The following is a 781-nucleotide window of genomic DNA, read 5'->3' as shown; positions in this document are numbered from 1 at the left end:
GGATTGGAAGGTCCGGCAATGTTACGTGTGACGGTAGAAAGGTCGAAACGCAGCACACGCGGATATTCCGCCTGAGTCATGTCTGAGGCCCAAAGACCAATTTCCTTGGCATAGGTTTCAACCAGCTTGACCTGCTCGGCTTCACGACCCGTCAGCGTTAAATAATCAATGGTGTTCTGGTCGATGTAGAACATTGCTGCAGTTGCACCATATTCAGGCGTCATGTTGGAAATCGTCGCACGATCCCCTACCGACATGCTGTCTGCACCTTCACCAAAGAATTCCAGATAGGCGCCCACTACACGCTCTTGACGCAAGAATTCTGTGAGTGCCAGTACAATATCAGTTGCGGTAATGCCCGGCTGACGCTGACCGACCAGCTCCACCCCGATAATATCAGGCAAACGCATCCACGAAGCACGGCCGAGCATTACGTTTTCAGCTTCTAAACCGCCCACCCCGATTGAAATCACGCCCAGAGCATCGGTATGCGGTGTATGTGAATCCGTACCGACACAAGTATCCGGGAATGCCACACCATCACGGTTTTGGATGACTGGAGACATTTTCTCCAGATTGATCTGGTGCATGATGCCGTTACCGGCCGGAATCACATCGACATTTTCAAACGCGGTTTTGGTCCACTCAATAAAATGGAAACGGTCTTCATTACGACGGTCTTCAATGGCCCGGTTTTTTTCAAAAGCATCCGGGTCAAAACCGCCATATTCCACCGCTAAAGAGTGATCAACGATCAATTGCGTTGGTACCACCGGATTGA

General features: G+C 50.6%; 1 protein-coding gene. It reads right to left on the bottom strand.

What is annotated here, in order from left to right; translation table 11 throughout:
- Positions 1-781, bottom strand: a 781-nt coding sequence (locus tag E2K52_RS14515; RefSeq protein ID WP_264765949.1) for an aconitase family protein, incomplete at both ends; no start/stop codon positions are given.

Origin of the sequence: Acinetobacter sp. RF14B (assembly GCF_006864105.1) — a bacterium.
Lineage (GTDB): Bacteria > Pseudomonadota > Gammaproteobacteria > Pseudomonadales > Moraxellaceae > Acinetobacter > Acinetobacter lwoffii_C.
This window is presented reverse-complemented; position numbering and strand designations above follow the sequence as displayed.